Source organism: Shewanella sp. SM20, from assembly GCF_025654545.1.
Classification (GTDB): Bacteria; Pseudomonadota; Gammaproteobacteria; order Enterobacterales; family Shewanellaceae; genus Shewanella; species Shewanella oncorhynchi.
In genome coordinates this window covers 65,876-88,044 of sequence record NZ_JAKKRK010000004.1, presented here as the reverse complement: position 1 = coordinate 88,044, position 22,169 = coordinate 65,876, and the positions used below count along the sequence as shown (strand labels likewise).

Genomic DNA, 22,169 nt, shown 5'->3' with positions numbered 1-22,169 from the left:
CAGTTGGATTTTATCCTATGTCAAATGACCAAAGCGCAATGAACGAACTACACTGGCTCATCGATATGGTACAAACCATAGAGGTGGGATTAGTGGTATTAGATCGCCATTACAATATCCAGCTGTGGAACGGTTTTATGGAGAATCACAGCGGTGTTTCCCCTAATTCGATCAAAGGTCAAAACCTGTTTACCCGCTTCCCCGATCTGCCTGCCACTTGGTTAAAGCAGAAAATGGAATCGGTTTTCATGCTTAAAAACCGTGCTTTTATCAGCTGGGAACAACGTCCATACGTTTTCCAATTTAAAAACTATCGCCCGATTACAGGCCGTGCAGACTATATGTACCAGAACGTGACCCTGCTGCCGCTGGCATCGCTCACGGGACAAGTGACCCATATCAGTGTGATTATTTATGACGTGACAGATATCGCCATCAACAAATTGCAACTTAAAGCTGCCAACGAGCAACTCGAACGCCTTAGCCAAACCGATGGTCTAACTCAGTTGCATAATCGTCGTCATTGGCAAGAGTGCTTAGACCACGAGTACGACTTGTATGCCCGCTACTCAGGTATGGCAAGTTTAGTCATGATAGACATCGATAACTTTAAACATATCAACGACAGCTATGGTCATGTGGCGGGTGATAAAGTCATTCAGCATATTGCGCACTTACTCAGCCAATCCTTACGTGATACCGACTGTGCAGGACGTTATGGCGGCGAAGAATTTGCGGTCGTATTGCCTAAAACCAGCGGCGCAGATGCGATGAACTTTACCGAGCGACTCAGGGAGAAAATCGCCGCATCCGTCATAGTGTATGAAAGCCTTAAGATTACTGTGACGGTAAGTTTAGGCGTATGTGAAATTGGCTCCCATATTACCAGCAGTTCTAGCTGGATCTCCTGCTCCGATAAAGCCCTGTACGAAGCGAAACAAAAAGGCCGTAACTGCAGTGTTTTACATACGAGTAAAACAAGTAAATCCTAAGTATACCCAATAAAAATGCCCATCAATGATGGGCATTTTTATTTAAAACAAGTGAAGATTAAACTCGAGATCCGCCAACGAATTAATGAGGAAAACCATCATCTTCTTCGTCTTCATCTTCTTCGTCATCCATTTCATCGCCGACGAAATAGGTACCCCAACCGTCATATTCCACTTTCTGCTTTCCCGCTAATTGCAGCAATTGCTCGGCCGCTTTGTCCAGTAATTCAACATCCAGTTTGTGGTGTGCGACAGCATCGAAACAGAAGATTATTGAACCATCCTCCAGTTCCATTTCTTCGGCATCATTCACCTCAAAACCTAATTTGAAGGCATCCACAGCCGCTTTTTCAAGACGGTCAAAATTGGTCGATGAAAAGTGATGCTCAATAACATATTCCGCATCAGGCTCTGAGCCATCGTCAAGCAGGGCTTGCACTATGTCACGATTCTCTGCAAGTTGGGCTTTTAACTGACTTTCAATAGACATGGATTTGTCTCCGTTAAGGTAAATCTGGCTCAAATTGGCATTATACGTCATCACTCGCGAGAGTTTTACCCATAAGTGCTGCCGCTTCTTGATTTATCTCAGCAAATCTCGCCGACATGCTGGCATGAATTTGCGCAGAGAAGTTTTTCACATCGGCTTTATCTAAACCTGCGGTCGGCACAGGTGCCATCATATCGATGATGACGACACCGTTATTCCAGCGATTTAACTTAATATGGCTCTGACACGAAGCAACCACTGGCACCACTGGCACTCCCGCCGCGATTGCAGTATGGAAAGCTCCCGCTTTAAAAGGTAACAGACCACGACCACGCGAACGTGTACCTTCAGGAAAAATCCATACGGATAGATTCTTCTGCTTAATTTTTTCAACCGTTTTAGCCATAGTATCAAAGGCACTGTGACGGTTTTTACGGTCGATAAGAATATTACCTGACAACCAATAGATTTGACCGAATAGTGGCATCCACGCCAAACTCTTCTTGCCTAAACTCACTGTACCTTTAGGAACTGCTGTCGTGTGAGTAAAGAGATCAAAGTTATTCTGATGATTTGCTAAGAAAATATACGGGCCGTCCTGCACATCTTCGTGCCGGCGAACAATCACTTTAATCCCAAGGATTGGTGCAACCGATGAGAAGATCTTGGCGAACATATGTACATTGTCGCGATGGCGAGGCCTTAATAAACACACTAAGCCACCAAAAATAAAGGCAAGCAACAAGGATACCGCCAACAACATTGATCTGACGATTAAAAGCACGATTTACTCCGACTGTAAAAGTGGCGACAGTATAGCCACCATGGCTTTGGGACTCAATATATTGTTTACATCTGTAAGCTGACTTGCTAACAAACAAGCAAAAAAAGCCCATCGATATACTGAACCTCCAGTGTATCGATGGGCTTTAAGATTAATATCGAACTAAGCGTGGTGCTTGGGTAGGATTTCAGACTCAGTTGCCTGAGGTGAGACTTTACTTAACACAAAGCGGATAACTAAGGCACTCACGGCCAAAGTCGCGACAATTGCCGCACCACTAGGGAGATCTAAGGTCGCCGACAGAACTAAGCCCAAAACATAGCCCAGTAAACCGACGAGGTAAGCGTAAAATAGCCGACCTTTACCACGGTACTTGTTCAACGCTAAAGCTGGCAATATCAAGGTACTGAACACCAGATAAACACCTACTAATTCAACCGATAAGGTAATCACTAGCGCAAATAGCAGATAAAATCCTGCCCCGTCCAACATCTGGGGGCGCAGGAATATCGCTAATAACACCAGTGAATACACCACGGCCGGCAAAATCAGTTGTGACCAACTCACCCACAGGATCTGACCTGACATCAATTGCTTTAACAACTCGGCGCCATGTGGGTCGTTTGCCAACAACAGCATTGCGGCCACCGCAGACAAGACATAAAAGCAGCCAATCATAGCCTCTAACTCACCCGCCATCCGCTTAGCTAACCAAGCGATAAAACCTGCACCCGCAAGGGCAAATACAGCGGGCATCCACACATTAGAAAAAGGGATATCTTCTAATCTGTGATCCATGTGAGCGACAATCGCGCCTAAAGCGGCAACTTGCGCTATCGCTAAATCGATAAAAATGATGCCACGCTTAAGCACTTGTCTCCCAAGTACAATATGCGTCGACAACACTAAGATCCCCGCTGCCAATGCAGGTAACAGAATCGACATCAGCTCAAGATCAAACATAGGTTTATTTCACTCCATTTAAGAGGGAAATCACGCTGTCATACAGGCCAAATAAATCTTGGATCTTATCATTACCACCCACAGACATAGGCAACATCACCACGGGCAAGTTCGCTTTTTCACCCAGCCATTTTGCACCGCGTTCATCCTGATAGGATGCCACGACCACCGCCAGAATATCCCCTTGTTCGGCGCGCGTCAGCAGACTCGCTAAGTGGCCACTAGTCGGAGCTAAACCCGGTTTAGGCTCTAAATCTGCCACTTGCTCGATACCAATCCAGTTGAATAAGTATCTGAAGCTTGAGTGGTAAGCGATCACTTTTTTACCTTGTAATCCCTTAGCTTGCTCTTCCCAACGCGGGACTGCGGCTTGCCAGCGAGTGGTAAAATCTGCCAGTGACTTTTGATAATCGGCCGCACCAGCAGGATCTAACTGAGTCAGCTTAGCACTCAATGCCGTGGCGACTTTTAACAGTCGCGTCGGGTCAAAATGAATATGTGGATTGCCTTGAGCATGCACATCCCCCATGCTGCGATCGACACTGGCCAGTTTATCTAAGGTCTCGATTTGATCGGCGGCGAAAAATAAGCCTTGCTCGGTCGAGCGCACTTTTGCGTTTGCCGACTTCATCTGCAGCATAGGCAACCAACCCACTTCAAGATCGGCACCTGCGCACACCACAAGATCCGCCTGACGCATTTTAGCGATCAAACTCGGACGCGCCTGCACTTGGTGAGGGTCTTGTAATGCCGTCGTTGCCGAATAGATGCTAGCCGTTGGAGCAAGCTCCTTGGTCAATGCCGCGTATTCAGGTTCACAGGCAAACACATTCAGCTCGGCATGGGCCAAACCAGTATAAGTGACAGATAAGGCCACAGCGGCCAATTTAGCTAAATTAGAATTGATGCGCACCGTGAGCCCCCAGAGACATAATATATTGAATAGTGAAGATGTTATCGTCTTCTATTCCATCGAAGTTAGTACCCTTTTGATTGGTATACTGGAAACGAACCGTCGAGAAGTGGCTAGAATGCCAAGCCAAACTCACCTCAGATTCCTTCAACTTTTGCCCATGAAAATGATCGCCATGGAGCTCTTGCGTATCAGCTTCACCATAACGCACACCCGCTGACCAGCTCGGCGTGAATTGATACACACTGCTCAGATACCAACCTTGGTGGTAATCTTGGCTCGGTGCATCCTCAGGATGTAAATCGATAGGTGTAAAATCGCTCACGCGGTAGTACTCACCGCTCACTGTGAGATTTTGATATTTGTAGTTACCGTTAGGCGCCCACTTATACACAAAATCAGCACCATAGGTATTTTTACCTGTGTAAGATGCGGCATGGCTATGACCTTCGTGCTCATCACCATGAGCATGCTCATCTTCATGTTCCCCTTCTTCATGGGCAGTCACTTGGCCATTTTCGTTGCGCAAGTAACTCAACCCCGCTTGCCATGAGCTATTATCGCCTATGTCGCCACCTATTTTTGAGTACAAGGTATAAACACCGACCTTCTTAAACTCACGCTCACCATGCTCATCGGCAGCATGTAAACTATCGCCTTTAAAGGCTTCAACGCCCATGGTCCAATACAAGTCCGTCGGCGCTACGTAGTTAAAACGTATACCGTCATCAAAATAATGTCCCCCTAAGAATGCACGGTAAACCACAGGACGGTCGGTGAAGGAATCAGTATGTAAATGTTGGTTATTGAGGTAACCAATGTCCGATAAGAAACGGCCACTACGGATAGAAAAACCCGCTGGCATCGCCATGGTTTGAATAAAGGCTTCTTCCAGATTCAGTTCAGTCTCACCGTCATGCATTTCAACTACTGCGGTGATTTTACCGTAAAACATATCATCGATATTGGCACTCATCGCCAGTTCAGTTTCACCTAAACCAAAGCCATCTGGACTCTCGGCTAATGGGCGCTCTCCCGTCTGATAATATCCATTTAGCACACCACTGATATTAGGGTTGGTCAAGCTCGAGTCTTCTGCAAATAAGCTAGGCGAAACGAGCGCACACGCCAAAGCCACCAAAGAAATTCGGGTATTTAAAACAGTCATGATATCTCCAAAATACAACTAGCACTCGACGACCGATATAAAGTCATCAAGAAATACAATAAGTTAAAATTTTAAGTTGATTTAGAGAGCGAAGGGAGGCGCACGACTGCGATAAACACTGACGTGTTCAAAAATAGAGGAAGGTAAAATAAATTCGACCACATCGAAATGCTGTATAGCTAAATTCAGCGTCAGCGGATCGGTCAATAAAATCTTGTTGAGTTGGTGCTGATGGAAGCACAGAGTACAGTGAGTCTTAGCGCCATCATCAAGATGGGTCACACTATGGGCTGAGGCAGCAAGAGACAGCAATATCAGTACGGCAGCAAGCCATATCGAAATTGTGCGTCTAATGTGACTTTTAAGTCTCACTCAGTCGTCCCCATAGTTAAAAAGTTGCATAAGTCTATGTCAGTGCCATAGCAAGTTGCAATAAGGTAATCGCTTTGCAAAAGGTTACAAGATATTTGAGGTACCCAGTCTTACCAATAACTTCTTGTTTCAATAGCGGTAGGATCTTGTGAGAACTCAGGTAAAAAAACGCATTTAAGATTAGCTTAAGTGAGTGTAACTATAGTGTATTTAGTTTTTATGTCTGCGAGCACAATGACGAAATCAAGCTCGATATGGCTCCGTTTTATCCACCTAAAGGCAACTATTATGCTAGCATTTTTTCGTGAAAACTTAGGGCTTATCTTAGGGATAGTCATCTTCAGCGCGGTGATATTTGGTGGTATTTATTACGTTGAGCACTCCTTAACGAGTCAAGAACAAGTCGTGCAGTAAACAAAGACTCATTAAGCGCGGCTGAAGTTCACCCCTTAAACCCTCTTAATTGCATTTTGAGCGCCTGCTAAAGGCGCTCAAATGATGTTCGTCTCTGGAAAATTTACCGCCGATTTTCCTATCCATAACGAATCCACTTATTAGCCTAACGATACTTCTGTCTTTGATCGCTATCATCGACTTGCTCGGGCGCTTCAATGGTGATGACTTGATCCATAAAATGGCTCACAAACAACAACATCAACGAAAAAATCATTACAGGGATCGCAAAATACCGCACAGAGGCATCAAAGTAACTGTATCCCGCCGTAAACACACTCAAATAAAATCCTAATAACTTGAGTTTAGCCAATGTTGGACTGCGGCCTAACCAAGCCGCACAATGGGGACAACGCACTTGAGCGTCGAAACCTTTGCCTCTTTGCTGGCTAATGTCACTGACCTTGATGTACTGATTACAATGGGAACACAACATGAAAACACGATTCCTAAATAACGATGCGCAAGTTTACCAGATACCGACTAGAGTTCGGCCTGTAAATACCCAAAATGTCGGAAAAAGCAGATAAAGCACCGCACTCAAGGTTAAGCTCAAATCAACCCTTCCCTAAAAAGTTTAATTCCAAGGGCTATTTCACTCGCAGATATTTTACAGTAGATCCGGCAACATCTATCATACTCAGACATATTTCTACTTAAGATCACTCCTATGCACCGCTACCTCGCTCTCGTGTTTGCCCTGCTAATACCACTACTCAGCCTTTCATCCCAAGCGCAAACTGAACCTGTCGCTGCAACCGAAAGCCCATTAAGCACTCCTGTAACGCTCAAGGCAGAACTGGCAATGCTGCAACAGGCTATCGATACGGATATACGTAAACTAAAAAATGCCAAAGGCGAATTGAAGACAATTGTTGAATATCGAATTCAAAACAAAACCTTACAGTTACGTAATAAGATTAAAGATCTGCTCGAAGCAACGCCAATCGACAAGGCTTTTCTGCAGCCATTAATCCAAGGACAACTTAACTACATCCAACAAATTGATGCTTATATCGATGACAACATTAGTAAATTGGAACAGCAATTAGGTTCGAGCACAGATGATGCGACTCTGCTGGAAATATCAAAGCGCGAATTAGAAAAAGACACCTATTACAAGCAACAACTCGAGACGCTCACTTGGCTCGAACAAGTTGGCCAAGATATTAGCGAAGCACAAAAATCACTGATGCAAATTTTAGTTGCTCGTGCCGATACGCTAGAAAGTTTAGTGACTTATACCCAGCAGCAACTACAAGCAGCAATCGATACCGCAACTAATGCAGGTAAAGATGTCACTTCGGCACAAACCAGCCACGTAATGATGCTAAAGGAACGCTTAGCACAGAATAGTCAGAGCTTGAATATCGACATCAGCCTACTCGACGCCTTAGGCCATGATACCGCCGCGCTGAAAAAGACACTCTTTAGTGTTTCAGGTGATATTACTCAAGATGTGTTGAACTTTGATGTGGCATCAAGGCTCATTGAGCAGTGGCTAAATACGGCACAAGAACAAGCGATTAATCACGGCCCAACCGTCGTGTTTAAGTTATTTGTTTTCTGTTTGATCTTGTTTATTGCGGGTCTCGCCGGCAAGTTAGCCAAACAGATAGTGAAAAATACCGTTAGCAATTCTAAGTTGAATTTAAGTAAGTTATTACAAGACTTCTTCACCTCGCTATCAGGTAAAGCCGTCTTTACTATCGGGCTGTTAATTGCCCTTTCACAGCTTGGGATCGAACTTGGTCCCTTGCTCGCAGGCTTTGGTATCGCGGGTGTTATTATTGGTTTTGCCCTGCAAGATACCCTGTCGAATTTCGCCTCAGGCATGATGATCTTAATTTACCGTCCCTATGATGTGGGCGATTTGATCAACGCCGCTGGCGTCACCGGACGCGTCAGTCACATGAGTCTGGTCTCCACTACGATTAAAACCATGGATAACCAACGTCTTATTATTCCTAATAATAAGATTTGGGGTGACACAATTAACAACATCACAGCTGAGCATCAACGTCGAGTCGATATGACCTTTGGGATCAGTTATAGCGATAGCATCGAACAGGCTGAAGCGATTCTCAAGTCCATCGTCGAAGCGCATCCTAAGGTACAACCATTGCCAGAACCGACGATTAAACTACATCTATTGAGCGAATCTTCGGTCGACTTTATCGTTCGCCCTTGGGCAAAACCGGAAGATTACTGGGAAGTATATTGGGACATTACCCGCGAAGTGAAAATGCGCTTTGACGCCGAAGGGATCAGTATTCCCTTCCCACAGCGTGATGTGCATATCTATCAAACCACGAAATCACCGCTTTAAACCAGCGTTAAACGAGAGAAGAAGGGCGTTGCAATGAGCTCGCCCTTATTTTTATCTCTGGCCTATAAATCTCTGCATCAAGTGTTAGCCTAAGCCGACTATCTCACCTTGCGCATCAATATCAATTTTTAAGTAACCCGGTTTCAGCCCTAGTCCTGGCATAGTCATCACATTCCCCACCAAGGCGGTGATAAACCCCGCACCAGCATGCAAGACTAAACCCCGCACTGGGATCTCAAAGTCCTGAGGAACGTCCTTTAAGCTAGGATCGTGACTAATTGATAACGGCGTTTTGGCCATACACAGGGGCAAATGTCCATAACCTAATACGGTCAGCTGCTGCGCCTGTTGTTTGGCCTCGATAGAAAGGCTAACGCCCGCTGCACCATACCCCACCTCGGCTAAGGTGGATAACTTAGCCTCCAATGAGGCTTCATCTGAATATAACAGCTTGAACTGACTCTCGGTTTCAGCGGCGCGAACCACAGTCTGCGCTAAGGCGACAGCGCCAGCCTCCCCTTGGCTAAAAGCATCGCTGACCTCACAGCCAAAGGCGCTGCTCGCGTTGACGGCTTCAGTTAGCCATTGCAACTCGGCATCAGTATCAGTGGCGAAACGGTTAATGGCAACCACCACAGGAATACCATAGCGAGCCACATTGTTGATATGCCAGTTTAAATTTGCAAAGCCCGCTTCGAGTCGAGCCTGATCTGGTAGATTGATATCTGACTCAGACACCAAACCACTATTGGCCTTCAGCGCTTTTAAGGTGGTGACCAGCACAGCGGCGGCCGGCACCTGACCCGATTGACGCACCTTGATATTACAGAACTTTTCAAAGCCCATATCTGATCCAAAACCAGCTTCAGTCACCACAAAATCCGCCAATCGGAGGGCGATATCATCAGCAATAATGGATGAATTACCGTGGGCAATATTGGCAAAGGGTCCCGCATGGATAAGGCAAGGTGAACCATTTAAAGTCTGCATTAACGTCGGCTTTATCGCATCCGCCATGATGGCCGTCATCGCACCAGCGACACCTAAGTCTTCGGCTGTGATCACTTGCCCTTGGGTATTTAATGCCAGCACTAGACGACCTATTCGCGCCCGCATATCTGCCAAATTATGACTTAAGGCTAAAATCGCCATTAACTCAGAGGCGGCGGTGATATCAAAACTGGAGGCGTACTCTGGGCCATTATTATCGCCTAAGCCCACCTGGATTTGCCTAAGACAGCGATCGTTGTGATCGACCACTCGGTGCCAACGGATCTCTCTGGGATCGATATCCAAAAACGCTTGCCCAGATTGCGCCTCAAATTCCGCCTTACCTAAGCGCGCTTCATGAAATAGCCGCGCCGCAATCGCTGCAGCCCCTAAATTGTGGGCACTGCTCACGGCATGAATATCACCCGTGAGATGTAAATTCATCTCCTGCATGGGTACCACTTGCGCATAACCGCCACCCGCAGCGCCACCTTTTACCCCAAATACAGGCCCCATGCTGGGCTGGCGAATACAGGCACAGGCCTTTTTGCCTATGGCATTTAACGATTGCGTTAAGCCAATGCTCGTCACTGTTTTACCTTCACCGTGGGGCGTAGGCGTGACTGCGGTGACGATAATCAATTTGCCTTTGCGCTGCCCAGCCAAACGCTGCAACACACTGAGCTCGACCTTGGCTTTAGTGTGACCAAATTGCATCATCTCTTCGGGTAATAGACCTAAGTCGGCGCCCAGTTCATTAATGTCTTTTAGGCTAGCGCGATTCGAAATATCCATATCTGTCAGCATGCGTCGATTTCTCCCTTTCAAATACGCTTTGGTTTAGTATGAGGGGTTGCTAAGCACAACACTCATTGAATAGGGCGGATATTAGGTGATTGGCTTTAAGATATATAGCCGTCGAAAGGGTTAATGAGCGATTCCTTAATCTGCATCAAATAATCTGCCCTGCGTCCGAGCGGCTCAAGAGTGCCGTTGCCTCAAATGAGATCCAGCTCGACGCCAGCAATGGTTCTGTATCTGGCAGGCATCTATGGGTCACAGCGTACCTTGATTTTTGTTTCTCAAAAGCAACAACCATAAACAACAACGGCGCCAGAAGGCGCCGTTGTTGTATGTATTATTGAGTGCGGCTTAAAACTGCACATCGCCACTTAAATGGGGGCGACGGCCTTTGCTGTCACGTAATTCAAATACCATATTATTAGCATTCTGCTCATAGCCAAATCCAACATCGGCAGGCATCAAGAGTGGCAGCTTAAAGGTCACATCCACAGTGAATGGACGATCGCCAATACTTGGCATCAACTCTGCTAAACAACGGGCCTTAGACCACATGCCATGGGCGAGCACTCGATCAAAGCCAAAACGCTTTGAAAGCACGGGATGCAGATGGATCAAGTTATAGTCGCCAGATGCCTTAGCATAACGACGACCTAAATCTTCACTCAAACTCCAGCTTTGTGGTGTTTCCCATGCCATATCAATGGCTTTAGGTGGGCGAACGCGACGCCCAGCAACATCGATACGATATAAATAGGTGGATAATGATTCCCAGACGAGTTCTTCACCGACAAACGCCTTAGACACAAATTCAAACTCTAAGCCAGAATCCGTCTCGCGGCTCGTGGTCAAAGCGCACTCAAGGGAGAAAGTCTCGTCAACCGTCACAGGCCGATACACTTGAATACGATTCTTAAGGTGGATCATGCCAAGCAGTGGGAAAGTGATCCCATCGTGGGTAAAAATCACCGCATGCAGGCGAAATGCCATCACGTAGAGATAGGTTGGCGGTAGAACTTTACCGTCAAATTGAAAACCACACACCTGCGCATATTGGCTTACTTTAGCTTCAGACACAGTCACATGCGGCGCGGTCACCTTGATTTGGGGCAACGGCTGTTGATCCCAACCTGGCTTACGGCCAAAGAAGATCTTGCGATAAAGAGAAAACAGCGACGGCATCGCGTTCAATTCAACACAATATGCATTATTCAAGTCTGAGTACCTTTTAATTAACTATCCCTTGGCACAAAAATACATTGCCATAAATTACCCCGCACAGACGAGTAACGTCTGATCAATCAAGCTGATAACGAGTGTAAAACAGGCAGTGCTGCGTCTTAATAAGGGCTGATGCTGACTCTCCGAATGGACAACTATACCCAAACAACCTGAAAATGCAGGATTCAACGGGAATTTAACGCACTTTAGGCAAGGCGGTTATTTGCGGACCTAGTGGACTAAGTTCAAAATAACCAACACAGCATAAAGTGCGTTAAAACCCGCCGGGACGGAGCGCCTAGGGCACTTCACTTCCGTGTTGCATCAATTCAAAAGGTGGCCGACATTCTGTCATTGATGCGCCTTGAATTGAAGCACCCTAGGCGCTCTGAAACTCGTATCTTCAGGTCGCTTGGGTATATAGAGTCAGGTTTGGCGAAAACGGCGTGATTATAACCCAGAGCACTGAGTTCTGTGTATCCCTAAGTTTAGTAGGAATAATTACTACTAATAAAATCAATACATTAAGAATTAACGATGCAAATTTATCCATCTCAACTCGGCAATAACATCTCCAGAGTGCGAAAAATTTACGACTGTGCCACACTATCGTTCCACTCTCCTTAACCTAGTTATCACGTGCAAGATAAGAATTTTGATAAGCTCGCGCAAAAGTTTGCGAAAAACATCTATGGTACGCCCAAGGGCGAAATACGTGCCGCAGTGCTATGGCGCGACCTCGTCCCCGCGCTGGCAAAACTGGGGGATAAAAAACTCAGAGTATTAGATGCGGGCGGTGGTTTTGGTTATTTTAGCCAAAGATTAGCGCGCCTCGGCCACGAAGTTGTACTCTGCGATATCTCTGCTGAGATGCTGGCTCAAGCCAAAGAACAAATTGATGCCTCCCCTGAACCATTAGCTATCCAGCTTATCCATGCGCCTATCCAAGCATTATCGGTCGATAACCATGGCTATTTCGATATCATACTGTGTCATGCAGTCGTCGAATGGTTAACGGATGCGAAGCCCACCGTAGCGGGTTTACTTACTATGCTAAAACCCGGCGGATTATTCTCTTTGATGTTTTACAACAAAGAAGCCATGCGCTTTCATGCTTTAGTGTCGGGCAATTTCGATTACGTCGCCGCTGATTTAAAAGTGAAGAAGAAAGTGCGACTAACTCCTACTCATCCACTTTATATTCAAGAAGTTAAAGATTGGTTTAGCGAATGGCAAATGTCACTCATCAGCCAGTCTGGCGTGCGTGTAATCCACGACTATTTGAAAAAGAGTCAGCCCGCGGATTTCGACTATCACAAGCTGCTACAAATGGAGCTGGAGTACTCGCAACGCGAACCCTATATTTCCCTCGGCCGATATGTGCACTTTTTAGGGCAAAGCTTTGCAGTGTGAACGCGCGTCGTTACAAACGCGCTGCCTAAACGATTACTGACAAGTCTGTTTCCAGCAGGCGCTCACTTTGGCGCCTGCTTGCTCTAGCAATTGCACCACGCTTTTATCCCCCACCACATGGCCAGCGCCAACCACCACAAACAAAGGTGAAGTCACGTCAGTCGAGCCCATTAATTTTATAATGCCATCGGCCATCACATGGTTTCGCTGCCAGAGGATTTTCTCTAGCATTTTAGTGTCGCCCTCGCCGCCCATTTGCTCCTGCATTATGGAATCAAGCTCAGTTTCATTACCTGAACGCCAAGCCGTTATTAACGATAAAAGCTCCGCATCCGATGCGCTAATCGCCTCACGCACCATAGACCACTGCTCTTGGCTATTAAAAGACGCTAACAATTGAAATTGTGACTCGGCGGTTTCCAACGGATACACAGGCAAAGTCGCATATCGAGCCATCAACTGCATATCAACGCCATAATCCGTGCTATAACCTAAGTTGTTATAACGCAACAAGTTAACTTGAGTAGCCTGCAGCCAAGGTGCGAAAGATTGAATCGACTGGCAAACATTTGCCGTGGCCGCGCAATAGGGCGTCATGCTCTCGACCGTTTGCTTATCTCGGCTCTGCCAATCTAAACCCTTAGTTTTATCGGCGCGGCCGTATTGTTGCAGTAAGGCTGTGCTATCGACTTTATTGATATCGACTTCTACAACTAAGCCCTTAGCTTTACCCAACGCGATTTCAATTTGGGTGGGTAAAGGATAAAAGTCGGCACGTCCAATATGAATCGAACCCAGTAAATACGCACTCTTGCCTTGCCATTGCACTTGATAAAATGGTGGTTTATCGGTTTCTGCACCCACCACTTTTGCGCTCAAACCCGCTAACGCCAGAAAACTGATTGATGCAATTAGTCGCCATTGGCTTGTTGCCATATCCTTTGCCCCTTATAATTCCTGCAAATTTTGCAATGAGACGCTGTTATGCCACATACCAAGGTTATAGAGCAACTGAAAGAAAATCTTCAAATCGCCTATCGCCAAGCCATAGACGCCGACGCTAAGTTAGATGAACTAAAGAAAGCTGGCCATGGAAACTTCACCAGCATATTCACGGCAGAACAAGGTTTTATCGCTTCGAGTAATCGCTTTCTGCCCTATGTGCAAGAGTTGGTCGATGACTTAACTCGCATGGAAGGACATCAAACGCTCGATCCTAAAGAACTCGAAACCTATGTGCGTCAGTTAGGCGCATTACTGCAAACATTGCAGGCCTTTAAGAAGCAAAGCTAAACCGAGATTAGGAGCTGGAACTCACCTTAGATTTCAGCTCTTTCCATGGTATATCTAATCAAGCCCACCAACACAGATAGATAGCACTAAGCTTCCCCAAAACTGTCATCATTTTGTCATTTCTAAGTCATAGACTCCGCTCACATAGACGAAGGGGCTGACGTAATGACAAGTTTAGATCTGGCTAAAGAGCTCGATAAAATAATCTCTAAAGCGGCAATCAGTCCCTTATTTCAGCCAATTTTCAATATATTAGAACATAAAATTCATGGTTTTGAGGCGTTAAGCCGTGGCCCTGAACACAGCCCGTTATACTCCCCAGTCCCGCTATTTCAGACCGCCGAACATCAAGGTAAATTAAGCGAGCTAGAAACCCTTTGTCGCCGTATTTCACTCGAGCAATTTAAGTTGCGTCAGTTTCAAGGCAAGCTGTTTATCAATATCTCGCCCAAGGCATTATTAGATCCTGCCCACCCCAAGGGCATGACCTTACAACTGCTGCAACAACTCGGCATAGCGCCATCACAGGTTGTGATTGAACTTTCAGAGCAATATCCCGCCGATGATATCGATTTACTCAAATCCTGCTTGAATCACTATCGTAGCCAAGGTTTTTTAACAGCGATCGATGACTTAGGTGCAGGTTATTCGGGTCTGAGACTCTGGTCAGAATTGTCACCCGACTATGTCAAAATCGACCGTCACTTTATCCATCAGATTGATTCGACTCCCGTCAAACAGGAATTTGTCCGCTCGATTGTGGAGTTATGCCAAAGTTTAACCTGCAAAGTGATAGCCGAAGGAATTGAAACGCAAGAGGAATTAGCCGTACTCAAACAACTGGGTATCGTCTATTGCCAAGGCTACTTACTCGGTCGTCCAGAAGTACTCCCCTGCCGCGCGATGAAAGCGACCTTAGTGCCAAGCAATACTCAAATTCAACCTAGATACAGCGAATCGGCCGAGAGCCTGTGCACGAGCGCCATAACCGTAGTGCCCACACTTAAACTCAAATTTTTAAGTGACACCTTTATCTCGCAACCTGCATTACAGGCGGTTGTAGTGGTCGATAACCAGTTGCCACTCGGTATTATCAGCCGCGCGACCTTACTTGAACTCTTCAGCACACCCTATGGTCGCGCCTTACATGAAAATCATGCTGTGAGTGAAGTAATGGACCCGCAAGTCATCCAGATTGAGGCCAACGAACCGTTATCCACCGTAAGTCAATTACTGACCTCAGAGAGTGCTAATACGGTAGCGCAACAGTTCATTATCCTTCGCCGTGGTAAACTACTCGGCATAGGCCATACCAAGGATTTGCTACAAAGGATCACAGAGCACAGAATTAAGATGGCGCGCCATGCGAATCCTCTTACAGACTTGCCGGGTAATGTGCCCATTCAAGAGGAATTAAAACGCCTTAAGATCCAAAAGAAACATTTTTATCTAGCCTATTTTGATCTGTGTAACTTTAAGCCCTATAACGATATTTATGGATTTTGCCGTGGCGATGAAGTGATTTGTGAAGTGGCGAATCTGTTACTGAAGTATAAAAGCGACAATTGCTTTGTTGGCCATGTCGGCGGCGATGACTTTGTAATTATCAGCACCTGTGAGCATATGATCAGCCGTTGCCAGCGAATTCTAGCGGATTTTGAAACCCATAAGCATTTGTTTTATAGCGCCGAGCACTGGCAGGCCCAAGAAATGCTCGCCGACGATAGAAAAGGTGAAGCCTGTTACCATCAATTGATCAGTCTGTGTGTAGGCATTTTACCACCAGCACTCACCTTTAACGCCCATGAACATAGTCTATCTACCTTAAGCGCTAGGGCAAAAAAACAGGCAAAATCCGCAAATAACGGATTTTACCTGTTAGAAAATCATCTAATTATCGGCACTCAGGCACTAACGGCATAGCTAAACAACTTAAATCCTCAGCATTAGCAACCGATATGAGTCATTAAAGTTGTGGGGCAATCGTCTTCTTTAACCACTCGGTTAACATTTTGGTTTCATACATAAAAGGTTTATCATTTAAAGATTGGATCCCATCCATGAACCCCATATTCGACAGTTTTTCATCGCCCGCGATAATCACTTTATCGTTTTCCATGACTTGATAAGAAAAAGTCATACGCGGCGGATAAATGTCTTTGATAATGCGTAAATCATTGGCGGTCGCACCAAATGTTGGACGCATATCACCCGCCAGATCAACATCGGTAATGGTCATTTCAAGCTTTTGATTTGGCTTTAAAATCTTCGCGGCTTCTTTATTGATGTTTTCAGTTAAGGTCTCAAATAAGCGCTTCTCATAACGGGATTGGAGCTCCCCTGATGATTTTATATCGCGATAATCTTTAGGACTTTGCCAAACAATTTTAACCACACCATCTTCGGTGACGGGATCCACAGGCGCTTCATCGGCCGCCCAAGCCGCACTGCAACTTAATACACCTGCGAGTAAAAGGGACTGAATTTTCATGTTTGCCTCCAAGGCCTAAATAACTTTCTTGAGAACTACAGTACAAAATCTAACCTGAACTAGAGCTTAACGCAAAACTGATATAAGTACAGCAAATGTGCCGTAAGCTTTTGTATAATTAAGTAAATATTATTTAACCACCACAACCAATACGTATCTTTTTGTATCGGAATTGCACCAAGTAAGTGCATAGTTATCAATTTGTGAACATTTCACGCGCATAACGACAAAAAAAGCGTTATCCTTCCGCTATTGTTTACATTGCCCACTTAATAAAAAATGAAATTCCCTGTTGTACCTGTGTTCATTCTTATCCTGTTTACCTGCGTCGTAAGTGCGATTTGGTTTATCTCCCCGAGTGACAAAAATACTGGCCCTAAAACTTGGTCAGCCTTTATCTACAACCATGGCTATGATTCAGGAAAGTATAAAAAAACCGATAACTTTGACAGCTATAATACTTGCCGCGATTTTGCACGCGAACAATCTGCCTTCTACGACAATGTGCCTTGGGAATGTGGATCTATGTGCCAGTTCGATACTCGTAAGCAAGGATTTCAATGCGAAGAAATGAAGAATGAGCACTAACTAACCATTCAGCATAGGTTCAATATTTATACAATAAACTCCGCTCCTCACAGTACAACTCGTTTTCTTTACCGTCTAAGGATGCACGATTTAGAACTAACGTGTTAAACGTAATTTTTAACTTGGAGCTTACCTATGAACCTAAAAACGGCTTATCTATTCAACCCATATTCACCAAAACTCGCTTTATTGGCACTGCTGACAATCGGAACTAGCGTAAGTATTTCAAGCCAAGCTGCGCCATTGACCATCAGCCAGCAACAGGCAGTTAACACTCATTTGAGCAAATTGGCTCAGATGCAAAATGCGGCTGAACATCAAATGACTGAGCAGCTTAAGCAAGATTTTAGTCAACAATTAACCGCGCAAGAACATGAGTTTATGAGCGACATCTGCCCTAAATACGGCATGACCTTCGATGTCACTACCAACGCTTGCTTACGCTCATAAGGTATTGCCAAGACTAAAATGGAAAACGGGCACTCAGCTCAGGGTATTGCCGCTTTAAATCCTTGGGCTTAGTGCTAAATTTTTTACCCGCGGGCGTCGCCTTGCCCGATGGCATAAAGGGCAGTTCCTCACTGGTTCTATCTTCGTATAATTGCCCTGCGATAAGGTCGTATTCATCTACAAAAGGGTAAGCATAGGCATCTCGCTCTGGCCAAGCGGCTAAACGTGCTAGGGTGTCAGGCTGATTAACCACACCTTCGAAAATTTCTTTACCGAGTGAAATCAAAAAACACCTAAACTCGGCAAAAGCATATTCAGAATCACAGCCCGTAATAATGTAAGCCGCCCCCCAAACAGACCACAGATAACTACGGCGCATCTGCTGACCAAAGATTTTATCGAAAGCTTTTAACTCTTCATTACTCAATTCGGCAAGTTTCTGCTTCAGTGCTTGAGTCAAAGACTCCTGTGATTGCGCCGCTTCCGTTCGCGTGACTAAACCCCAAAACTCAACTTCTGTCATAAACGTCACCTATTAGAGCCTCTAGCAAAAAGGCATATTCTACACGATATTACGGTTATACTGGACTCGGATTAGGGCATTTCCTACACTTGCTCATCTTCTTTGCTACTGGTGTGCACTTCAATCTATGCCTAAACGTCTTATACTACTGATCACGTTATATTGCCTCTTCAGCATTGCTGCACTTTGGCGTACTGTGATGACTCAATCCCTAGATGTATTCACCCTAGGTGTCCTCCCCGTTCTCGTTGGCATACTCATACGGGCGCCATGGTCTAGCTTAGTGTTGAAGATTTATATTGGCATGCAAACCTTAGGATTCTCGGCTCTGGGGATTACAGCAATTATTGCCTATCGCATTACCCCTGAGGATGTAAAAGTGGTTGTTTCTGGCCACAACATTCCTATGTTGCCACTCACAGTGAGCATTATTGTTATTTTACTCGTGCAGTATTGGATCGCATTTTCTAAGGTCACGAGACACTATTTGACCCGCCAAACTCAGTAATGGACTTTGCTGCTAAGCTGTTATCAACAGCGTAGCTTAGCGACCCAGTAAAATACTTACGACTTTTAACTTGAAGTAGACTATGAGCCATTTATCGCCCAGCGAACTTTCCATTCTTTTGGTAGAACCTTCAGAGACACAGCGTCGAATTATTATTCAGCGCTTACAACAAGAAGGCATTCTCAGCATTCAAACCGCAGAAAACATAGAAGCGGCTAAAGATATTATTGCTCGCCATAAACCTGACCTTATTGCGAGCGCCATGCATTTCGATGATGGCACTGCCATCGATCTCTTGGGCTACTTAAGGGCCAACGCTGACTGCAAAGATATCCAATTTATGCTGGTCTCGAGTGAGTGCCGCCGTGAACAACTTGAAATATTCCGCCAATCGGGTGTAGTAGCGATTCTACCTAAACCCTTCAGTGCCGACCATTTAGGTACAGCATTGAATGCCACGATTGATTTACTCAGCCACGATGAACTCGACCTGAGTAATTTCGATGTACAAGATGTGCGTGTATTAGTGGTCGATGATAGCCGTATGGCAAGAAACGTCATTAAACGCACGATTGGTAACTTAGGGATGAAGCTAATTACCGAGGCCGAGGATGGCGCGCAAGCCATAGCGTTAATGAAACACAATATGTTCGACTTAGTGATCACTGATTACAATATGCCGAGTGTAGATGGGCTAGCTTTGACACAATTTATCCGCAATGAAAGCCAACAATCGCACATTCCCATCTTGATGGTGTCTTCCGAAGCCAACGATACCCACCTCAGCAATGTGTCCCAAGCGGGTGTAAATGCCTTATGTGACAAACCCTTTGAACCCAAACTTGTTAAAAAATTACTCTATCAACTGTTAGAAGAATAAAACCAGAATAAAACTTAAGTCACGAACTGAGTAAATATTCTGCGCTTTACTGAACATCCTGCTGCACGCTTGACGCAAAAGGCTTTCCAAGTGTTAAACCTTATGGCATGTTAGGCACGCTTATTTCAAATAAATCTACGGAAAGAAGAGACAATAAAAATGAACAAAACTGAACTAATCGCCAAAATTGCAGAAAATGCCGATCTAACGAAAGTAGAAGCAGCACGCGCATTGAAGTCTTTTGAAGCAGCTATTACCGAATCAATGAAAAATGGTGACAAAATCTCCATCGTAGGTTTCGGTTCTTTTGAAACAGCGACTCGTGCCGCTCGCACTGGCCGTAACCCACAAACGGGTAAAGAAATTCAAATTGCTGAAGCGACAGTGCCTAAGTTTAAAGCGGGTAAAACCCTACGTGACAGCGTAAACTAAGTTATAAAATTCAATACAACGCCTCCATTGTGAGGCGTTTTTTTTGCCCAATCCCAGTGAAGCACTGAATATTTTGTGCACAACAAAAGTGCGCCTCTGCCCCACAAACTGGCAAATAAAAACATTTCATTAACATTGAAAGTTCTAATACCTTGTTTTACATGGCATTGTAATAGTGGCATGTGATTAGCAAATCCTTCCTTAGAAAAAAACCAAGATGCACTAATGACCACAGCTGACTTTGAGTGTGCCAATGGTGAATCGATAAATAAGTCAATCGAGGGGATGAGCATGAAGAAATCACTGTACAGCGTTTTGGCCTTATCGACGGGAATGTTACTGGCAGGCAACGCCTTTGCAGCCGTATCAGGCAACATTGGCGGTACCTCTAATTATCTATGGCGCGGTGCGACCCAAACTAAAGATGCGGTCGCAATCCAAGGTGGCCTTGACTACAGCCACGATTCTGGATTTTATGCGGGAACTTGGGCATCGAATGTGGATTTTGGTGATGATACTAGCTACGAGCTTGATCTATATGCAGGTTATGGCGGCAGTATTACCGAAGACATCAGCTACGACTTTGGCTATCTCTACTACGCCTATCCAGACGCGCCGGGCAGTATTGATTTTGGTGAGCTCCATGCTGCTGTCACGTGGAAATGGCTCGAACTTGCTTACTCCCAAGTCATCAATGCCGGTGACGATCTGGCCGCCGATCCTTTAGATAATAAAGATCTCAGTTATCTTGCCGCGACGGTATCCGTTCCTCTCACTGAAAAGCTGAATTTATCAGTGCACTATGGTTACTCAAACGGTGATGTCGTCCAATCTTGGTTTGGCGAAGATAATTATGCCGACTATAACGTGACTCTCAGCGCAGATACCAGCATAGGCACAGTGTCATTTATGGTCTCAGATACCGATCTCACCGATGATGATGCCAAACTAGTACTCGGATATTCCTACAGTTTTGATCTATAAGCTCTAAACATAAAAAACGCCACCTTAAAAAGTGGCGTCGTTTTATCACCATCACCTACTAGGCAATAATTGACCGGTTTGTTTTACGGGCCGCAACCATTTTCTCAATATATTCAACAATAGGCTCAGTCACTGAAATCCCTGTTGTTTGCTCAATCCCTTCAATGCCTGGCGCCGAATTAACCTCAAGGATCAGTGGGCCACGGTTAGAACGTAAAATATCTACTCCCGCGACAACCAATCCCATCGCCTTCACAGCGGCAATAGCCATTTTACGCTCAACAGAGGTGATTTTTACCACCTCACCACAACCCCCTAAATGCAGATTAGAGCGGAAATCGCCCTCGGGACCTTGACGCTTCATCGAAGCAACAACCTTGTCACCGACAACAAAACAACGAATATCACTACCATTGGATTCTTTAATGTATTCCTGCACTAAGATATTCGCTTTGAGCCCCAAGAATGCTTCAATCACGCTCTCAGCAGCCGTTTTAGTTTCAGCGAGTACGACACCAATCCCTTGAGTGCCTTCGAGTAATTTAATGACTAACGGAGCGCCGCCCACCATATTGATGAGATCTGGGATATCATTTGGCTTATTGGCAAAACCCGTCACTGGCATGCCAATCCCTTTGCGGGAAAGTAGTTGCAGTGCCCGCAATTTGTCCCGCGAACGCGCAATGGAGATTGAATCATTCGCGGCATATACGCCCATCATTTCAAACTGACGAACAACGGCACAACCATAAAAAGTCACGCTAGCATGAATACGCGGAATGATGGCATCAAACCCAACTAATTCAGTACCTTCATAATGAATGCTAGGTTTAATAGAATTAATATTCATGTAGCAATTCAGCGTATTGATCACGACCGCTTCATGTCCACGACTTTGGCAAGCCGCGACTAAGCGTTGTGTTGAATACAACTGGGGGAATTGGGATAAAATACCTATTTTCATTGCTGAGTGACCAACTTAAGCATGAGTGAATAAACCGTTCTGCGGCACCAAAAGCACAGCGACAGAAAAAGGGGCTGATATTTGTCTATTGCTCAGTGTAAAGCAAGAAAATATTCCTCACCAGACGAAATCATTATGCTAATGAAATACTTCAAGACCTATCACAC

At 45.2% G+C, this 22,169-nt stretch carries 25 protein-coding genes; 12 read left to right on the top strand and 13 right to left on the bottom strand.

The window, feature by feature from the left end; translation table 11 throughout:
* Window positions 1–17: 17 nt before the first annotated feature.
* A complete protein-coding gene (locus L5M18_RS03130) occupies window positions 18–992 on the top strand; it encodes a sensor domain-containing diguanylate cyclase (RefSeq protein WP_113939163.1) in 975 nt (324 codons plus the stop codon).
* An 82-nt stretch (window positions 993–1,074) separates the two neighbouring features.
* Here L5M18_RS03130 and rraB read toward each other — a convergent pair whose 3' ends face one another.
* The 6 genes from rraB to L5M18_RS03100 all read right to left on the bottom strand — a co-directional run bounded on the left by rraB (window position 1,075) and on the right by L5M18_RS03100 (window position 5,682).
* Window positions 1,075–1,482, bottom strand: a complete 408-nt coding sequence (rraB, locus tag L5M18_RS03125) for a ribonuclease E inhibitor RraB (protein WP_263195927.1) — start codon at window positions 1,480–1,482, stop codon at window positions 1,075–1,077.
* 40 nt (window positions 1,483–1,522) lie between these two features.
* On the bottom strand, window positions 1,523–2,266 hold the full coding sequence (locus L5M18_RS03120; RefSeq protein WP_105250295.1) for a 1-acylglycerol-3-phosphate O-acyltransferase: 744 nt from the start codon (window positions 2,264–2,266) through the stop codon (window positions 1,523–1,525).
* Window positions 2,267–2,428: 162 nt separating this feature from the next.
* Window positions 2,429–3,229, bottom strand: coding sequence for a metal ABC transporter permease (locus tag L5M18_RS03115; protein WP_168827353.1), 801 nt, complete (start codon window positions 3,227–3,229; stop codon window positions 2,429–2,431).
* A gap of 4 nt (window positions 3,230–3,233) precedes the next feature.
* Entirely contained in the window at window positions 3,234–4,142 is a 909-nt protein-coding gene (locus tag L5M18_RS03110) for a metal ABC transporter solute-binding protein, Zn/Mn family (protein WP_263195926.1), read from the bottom strand.
* The gene (locus L5M18_RS03105; protein WP_263195925.1) at window positions 4,126–5,310 is read right to left on the bottom strand and encodes a hypothetical protein; all 1,185 of its coding nucleotides are present in this window, start codon (window positions 5,308–5,310) and stop codon (window positions 4,126–4,128) included. Before L5M18_RS03105 ends, L5M18_RS03110 begins: the two co-directional genes overlap by 17 nt.
* Window positions 5,311–5,391: 81 nt before the next feature.
* Window positions 5,392–5,682: an ABC-type zinc uptake system zinc chaperone gene (locus L5M18_RS03100; RefSeq protein WP_263195924.1), complete on the bottom strand. Its 291-nt coding sequence runs from the start codon at window positions 5,680–5,682 to the stop codon at window positions 5,392–5,394.
* Window positions 5,683–5,970: 288 nt separating this feature from the next.
* Here L5M18_RS03100 and L5M18_RS03095 point away from each other — a divergent pair, with 288 nt between their 5' ends.
* The gene (locus tag L5M18_RS03095; RefSeq protein WP_105250299.1) at window positions 5,971–6,096 is read left to right on the top strand and encodes a hypothetical protein; all 126 of its coding nucleotides are present in this window, start codon (window positions 5,971–5,973) and stop codon (window positions 6,094–6,096) included.
* A gap of 145 nt (window positions 6,097–6,241) precedes the next feature.
* Here the strand turns inward: L5M18_RS03095 and L5M18_RS03090 are convergent, their stop codons facing one another.
* Window positions 6,242–6,571, bottom strand: coding sequence for a hypothetical protein (locus tag L5M18_RS03090; RefSeq protein WP_113939169.1), 330 nt, complete (start codon window positions 6,569–6,571; stop codon window positions 6,242–6,244).
* Window positions 6,572–6,805: 234 nt separating this feature from the next.
* Between L5M18_RS03090 and L5M18_RS03085 the strand changes: the two genes are divergently transcribed.
* Window positions 6,806–8,464: a mechanosensitive ion channel family protein gene (locus L5M18_RS03085; RefSeq protein WP_263195923.1), complete on the top strand. Its 1,659-nt coding sequence runs from the start codon at window positions 6,806–6,808 to the stop codon at window positions 8,462–8,464.
* An 84-nt stretch (window positions 8,465–8,548) separates the two neighbouring features.
* Here the strand turns inward: L5M18_RS03085 and L5M18_RS03080 are convergent, their stop codons facing one another.
* Both L5M18_RS03080 and L5M18_RS03075 read right to left on the bottom strand, forming a co-directional pair.
* Window positions 8,549–10,261 (bottom strand): formate--tetrahydrofolate ligase, encoded by a 1,713-nt coding sequence (locus L5M18_RS03080; protein WP_263195922.1) that lies wholly within the window; start codon window positions 10,259–10,261, stop codon window positions 8,549–8,551.
* 345 nt (window positions 10,262–10,606) lie between these two features.
* Window positions 10,607–11,437 carry a MaoC/PaaZ C-terminal domain-containing protein gene (locus tag L5M18_RS03075; RefSeq protein ID WP_081729006.1) on the bottom strand — a complete coding sequence of 277 codons (831 nt, stop codon included), beginning with the start codon at window positions 11,435–11,437 and terminating at the stop codon, window positions 10,607–10,609.
* Between the two features lie 678 nt (window positions 11,438–12,115).
* Here L5M18_RS03075 and L5M18_RS03070 point away from each other — a divergent pair.
* The gene (locus tag L5M18_RS03070) at window positions 12,116–12,889 is read left to right on the top strand and encodes a methyltransferase domain-containing protein (protein ID WP_198571971.1); all 774 of its coding nucleotides are present in this window, start codon (window positions 12,116–12,118) and stop codon (window positions 12,887–12,889) included.
* Window positions 12,890–12,922: 33 nt separating this feature from the next.
* On the opposite strand, the gene L5M18_RS03065 is transcribed toward L5M18_RS03070, so the two are convergent.
* Window positions 12,923–13,825: a TraB/GumN family protein gene (locus L5M18_RS03065; protein WP_263195921.1), complete on the bottom strand. Its 903-nt coding sequence runs from the start codon at window positions 13,823–13,825 to the stop codon at window positions 12,923–12,925.
* A 48-nt stretch (window positions 13,826–13,873) separates the two neighbouring features.
* Between L5M18_RS03065 and L5M18_RS03060 the strand changes: the two genes are divergently transcribed.
* Both L5M18_RS03060 and L5M18_RS03055 read left to right on the top strand, forming a co-directional pair.
* Window positions 13,874–14,182: a prephenate dehydrogenase gene (locus L5M18_RS03060; protein WP_263178306.1), complete on the top strand. Its 309-nt coding sequence runs from the start codon at window positions 13,874–13,876 to the stop codon at window positions 14,180–14,182.
* A gap of 165 nt (window positions 14,183–14,347) precedes the next feature.
* The gene (locus L5M18_RS03055) at window positions 14,348–16,105 is read left to right on the top strand and encodes a GGDEF domain-containing protein (protein WP_263195920.1); all 1,758 of its coding nucleotides are present in this window, start codon (window positions 14,348–14,350) and stop codon (window positions 16,103–16,105) included.
* Between the two features lie 43 nt (window positions 16,106–16,148).
* Here L5M18_RS03055 and L5M18_RS03050 read toward each other — a convergent pair whose 3' ends face one another.
* The gene (locus tag L5M18_RS03050; protein ID WP_131523944.1) at window positions 16,149–16,673 is read right to left on the bottom strand and encodes a DUF3016 domain-containing protein; all 525 of its coding nucleotides are present in this window, start codon (window positions 16,671–16,673) and stop codon (window positions 16,149–16,151) included.
* A gap of 279 nt (window positions 16,674–16,952) precedes the next feature.
* Here L5M18_RS03050 and L5M18_RS03045 point away from each other — a divergent pair, with 279 nt between their 5' ends.
* Both L5M18_RS03045 and L5M18_RS03040 read left to right on the top strand, forming a co-directional pair.
* Window positions 16,953–17,261 carry a hypothetical protein gene (locus tag L5M18_RS03045; RefSeq protein ID WP_105250308.1) on the top strand — a complete coding sequence of 103 codons (309 nt, stop codon included), beginning with the start codon at window positions 16,953–16,955 and terminating at the stop codon, window positions 17,259–17,261.
* A gap of 135 nt (window positions 17,262–17,396) precedes the next feature.
* A complete protein-coding gene (locus L5M18_RS03040; protein ID WP_263195919.1) occupies window positions 17,397–17,711 on the top strand; it encodes a hypothetical protein in 315 nt (104 codons plus the stop codon).
* 13 nt (window positions 17,712–17,724) lie between these two features.
* Here L5M18_RS03040 and L5M18_RS03035 read toward each other — a convergent pair whose 3' ends face one another.
* A complete protein-coding gene (locus tag L5M18_RS03035; protein ID WP_105250310.1) occupies window positions 17,725–18,234 on the bottom strand; it encodes a DUF4240 domain-containing protein in 510 nt (169 codons plus the stop codon).
* A gap of 127 nt (window positions 18,235–18,361) precedes the next feature.
* Here L5M18_RS03035 and L5M18_RS03030 point away from each other — a divergent pair, with 127 nt between their 5' ends.
* The 4 genes from L5M18_RS03030 to L5M18_RS03015 all read left to right on the top strand — a co-directional run bounded on the left by L5M18_RS03030 (window position 18,362) and on the right by L5M18_RS03015 (window position 21,038).
* Complete coding sequence (locus tag L5M18_RS03030) at window positions 18,362–18,742, top strand: hypothetical protein (protein ID WP_105250311.1); 381 nt, start codon at window positions 18,362–18,364, stop codon at window positions 18,740–18,742.
* Window positions 18,743–18,824: 82 nt separating this feature from the next.
* Entirely contained in the window at window positions 18,825–19,622 is a 798-nt protein-coding gene (locus tag L5M18_RS03025; protein ID WP_105250312.1) for a response regulator, read from the top strand.
* Between the two features lie 159 nt (window positions 19,623–19,781).
* Window positions 19,782–20,054, top strand: coding sequence for an HU family DNA-binding protein (locus L5M18_RS03020; protein ID WP_006079990.1), 273 nt, complete (start codon window positions 19,782–19,784; stop codon window positions 20,052–20,054).
* A 291-nt stretch (window positions 20,055–20,345) separates the two neighbouring features.
* Window positions 20,346–21,038 carry a TorF family putative porin gene (locus L5M18_RS03015; RefSeq protein WP_263171819.1) on the top strand — a complete coding sequence of 231 codons (693 nt, stop codon included), beginning with the start codon at window positions 20,346–20,348 and terminating at the stop codon, window positions 21,036–21,038.
* Window positions 21,039–21,096: 58 nt separating this feature from the next.
* On the opposite strand, the gene rimK is transcribed toward L5M18_RS03015, so the two are convergent.
* A complete protein-coding gene (gene rimK / locus L5M18_RS03010) occupies window positions 21,097–22,002 on the bottom strand; it encodes a 30S ribosomal protein S6--L-glutamate ligase (RefSeq protein ID WP_113939182.1) in 906 nt (301 codons plus the stop codon).
* Window positions 22,003–22,169: the final 167 nt, after the last annotated feature.

Coding starts and splice junctions, on each gene's coding strand:
- L5M18_RS03130 (WP_113939163.1), top strand. CDS start 18: ATGTCAAATGACCAAAGCGCAATGAACGAACTACACTGGCTCATCGAT.
- rraB (WP_263195927.1), bottom strand. CDS start 1,482: ATGTCTATTGAAAGTCAGTTAAAAGCCCAACTTGCAGAGAATCGTGAC.
- L5M18_RS03115 (WP_168827353.1), bottom strand. CDS start 3,229: ATGTTTGATCTTGAGCTGATGTCGATTCTGTTACCTGCATTGGCAGCG.
- L5M18_RS03105 (WP_263195925.1), bottom strand. CDS start 5,310: ATGACTGTTTTAAATACCCGAATTTCTTTGGTGGCTTTGGCGTGTGCG.
- L5M18_RS03095 (WP_105250299.1), top strand. CDS start 5,971: ATGCTAGCATTTTTTCGTGAAAACTTAGGGCTTATCTTAGGGATAGTC.
- L5M18_RS03090 (WP_113939169.1), bottom strand. CDS start 6,571: ATGTTGTGTTCCCATTGTAATCAGTACATCAAGGTCAGTGACATTAGC.
- L5M18_RS03085 (WP_263195923.1), top strand. CDS start 6,806: ATGCACCGCTACCTCGCTCTCGTGTTTGCCCTGCTAATACCACTACTC.
- L5M18_RS03080 (WP_263195922.1), bottom strand. CDS start 10,261: ATGCTGACAGATATGGATATTTCGAATCGCGCTAGCCTAAAAGACATT.
- L5M18_RS03075 (WP_081729006.1), bottom strand. CDS start 11,437: ATGCCGTCGCTGTTTTCTCTTTATCGCAAGATCTTCTTTGGCCGTAAG.
- L5M18_RS03065 (WP_263195921.1), bottom strand. CDS start 13,825: ATGGCAACAAGCCAATGGCGACTAATTGCATCAATCAGTTTTCTGGCG.
- L5M18_RS03060 (WP_263178306.1), top strand. CDS start 13,874: ATGCCACATACCAAGGTTATAGAGCAACTGAAAGAAAATCTTCAAATC.
- L5M18_RS03055 (WP_263195920.1), top strand. CDS start 14,348: ATGACAAGTTTAGATCTGGCTAAAGAGCTCGATAAAATAATCTCTAAA.
- L5M18_RS03050 (WP_131523944.1), bottom strand. CDS start 16,673: ATGAAAATTCAGTCCCTTTTACTCGCAGGTGTATTAAGTTGCAGTGCG.
- L5M18_RS03045 (WP_105250308.1), top strand. CDS start 16,953: ATGAAATTCCCTGTTGTACCTGTGTTCATTCTTATCCTGTTTACCTGC.
- L5M18_RS03040 (WP_263195919.1), top strand. CDS start 17,397: ATGAACCTAAAAACGGCTTATCTATTCAACCCATATTCACCAAAACTC.
- L5M18_RS03035 (WP_105250310.1), bottom strand. CDS start 18,234: ATGACAGAAGTTGAGTTTTGGGGTTTAGTCACGCGAACGGAAGCGGCG.
- L5M18_RS03030 (WP_105250311.1), top strand. CDS start 18,362: ATGCCTAAACGTCTTATACTACTGATCACGTTATATTGCCTCTTCAGC.
- L5M18_RS03025 (WP_105250312.1), top strand. CDS start 18,825: ATGAGCCATTTATCGCCCAGCGAACTTTCCATTCTTTTGGTAGAACCT.
- L5M18_RS03020 (WP_006079990.1), top strand. CDS start 19,782: ATGAACAAAACTGAACTAATCGCCAAAATTGCAGAAAATGCCGATCTA.
- L5M18_RS03015 (WP_263171819.1), top strand. CDS start 20,346: ATGAAGAAATCACTGTACAGCGTTTTGGCCTTATCGACGGGAATGTTA.
- rimK (WP_113939182.1), bottom strand. CDS start 22,002: ATGAAAATAGGTATTTTATCCCAATTCCCCCAGTTGTATTCAACACAA.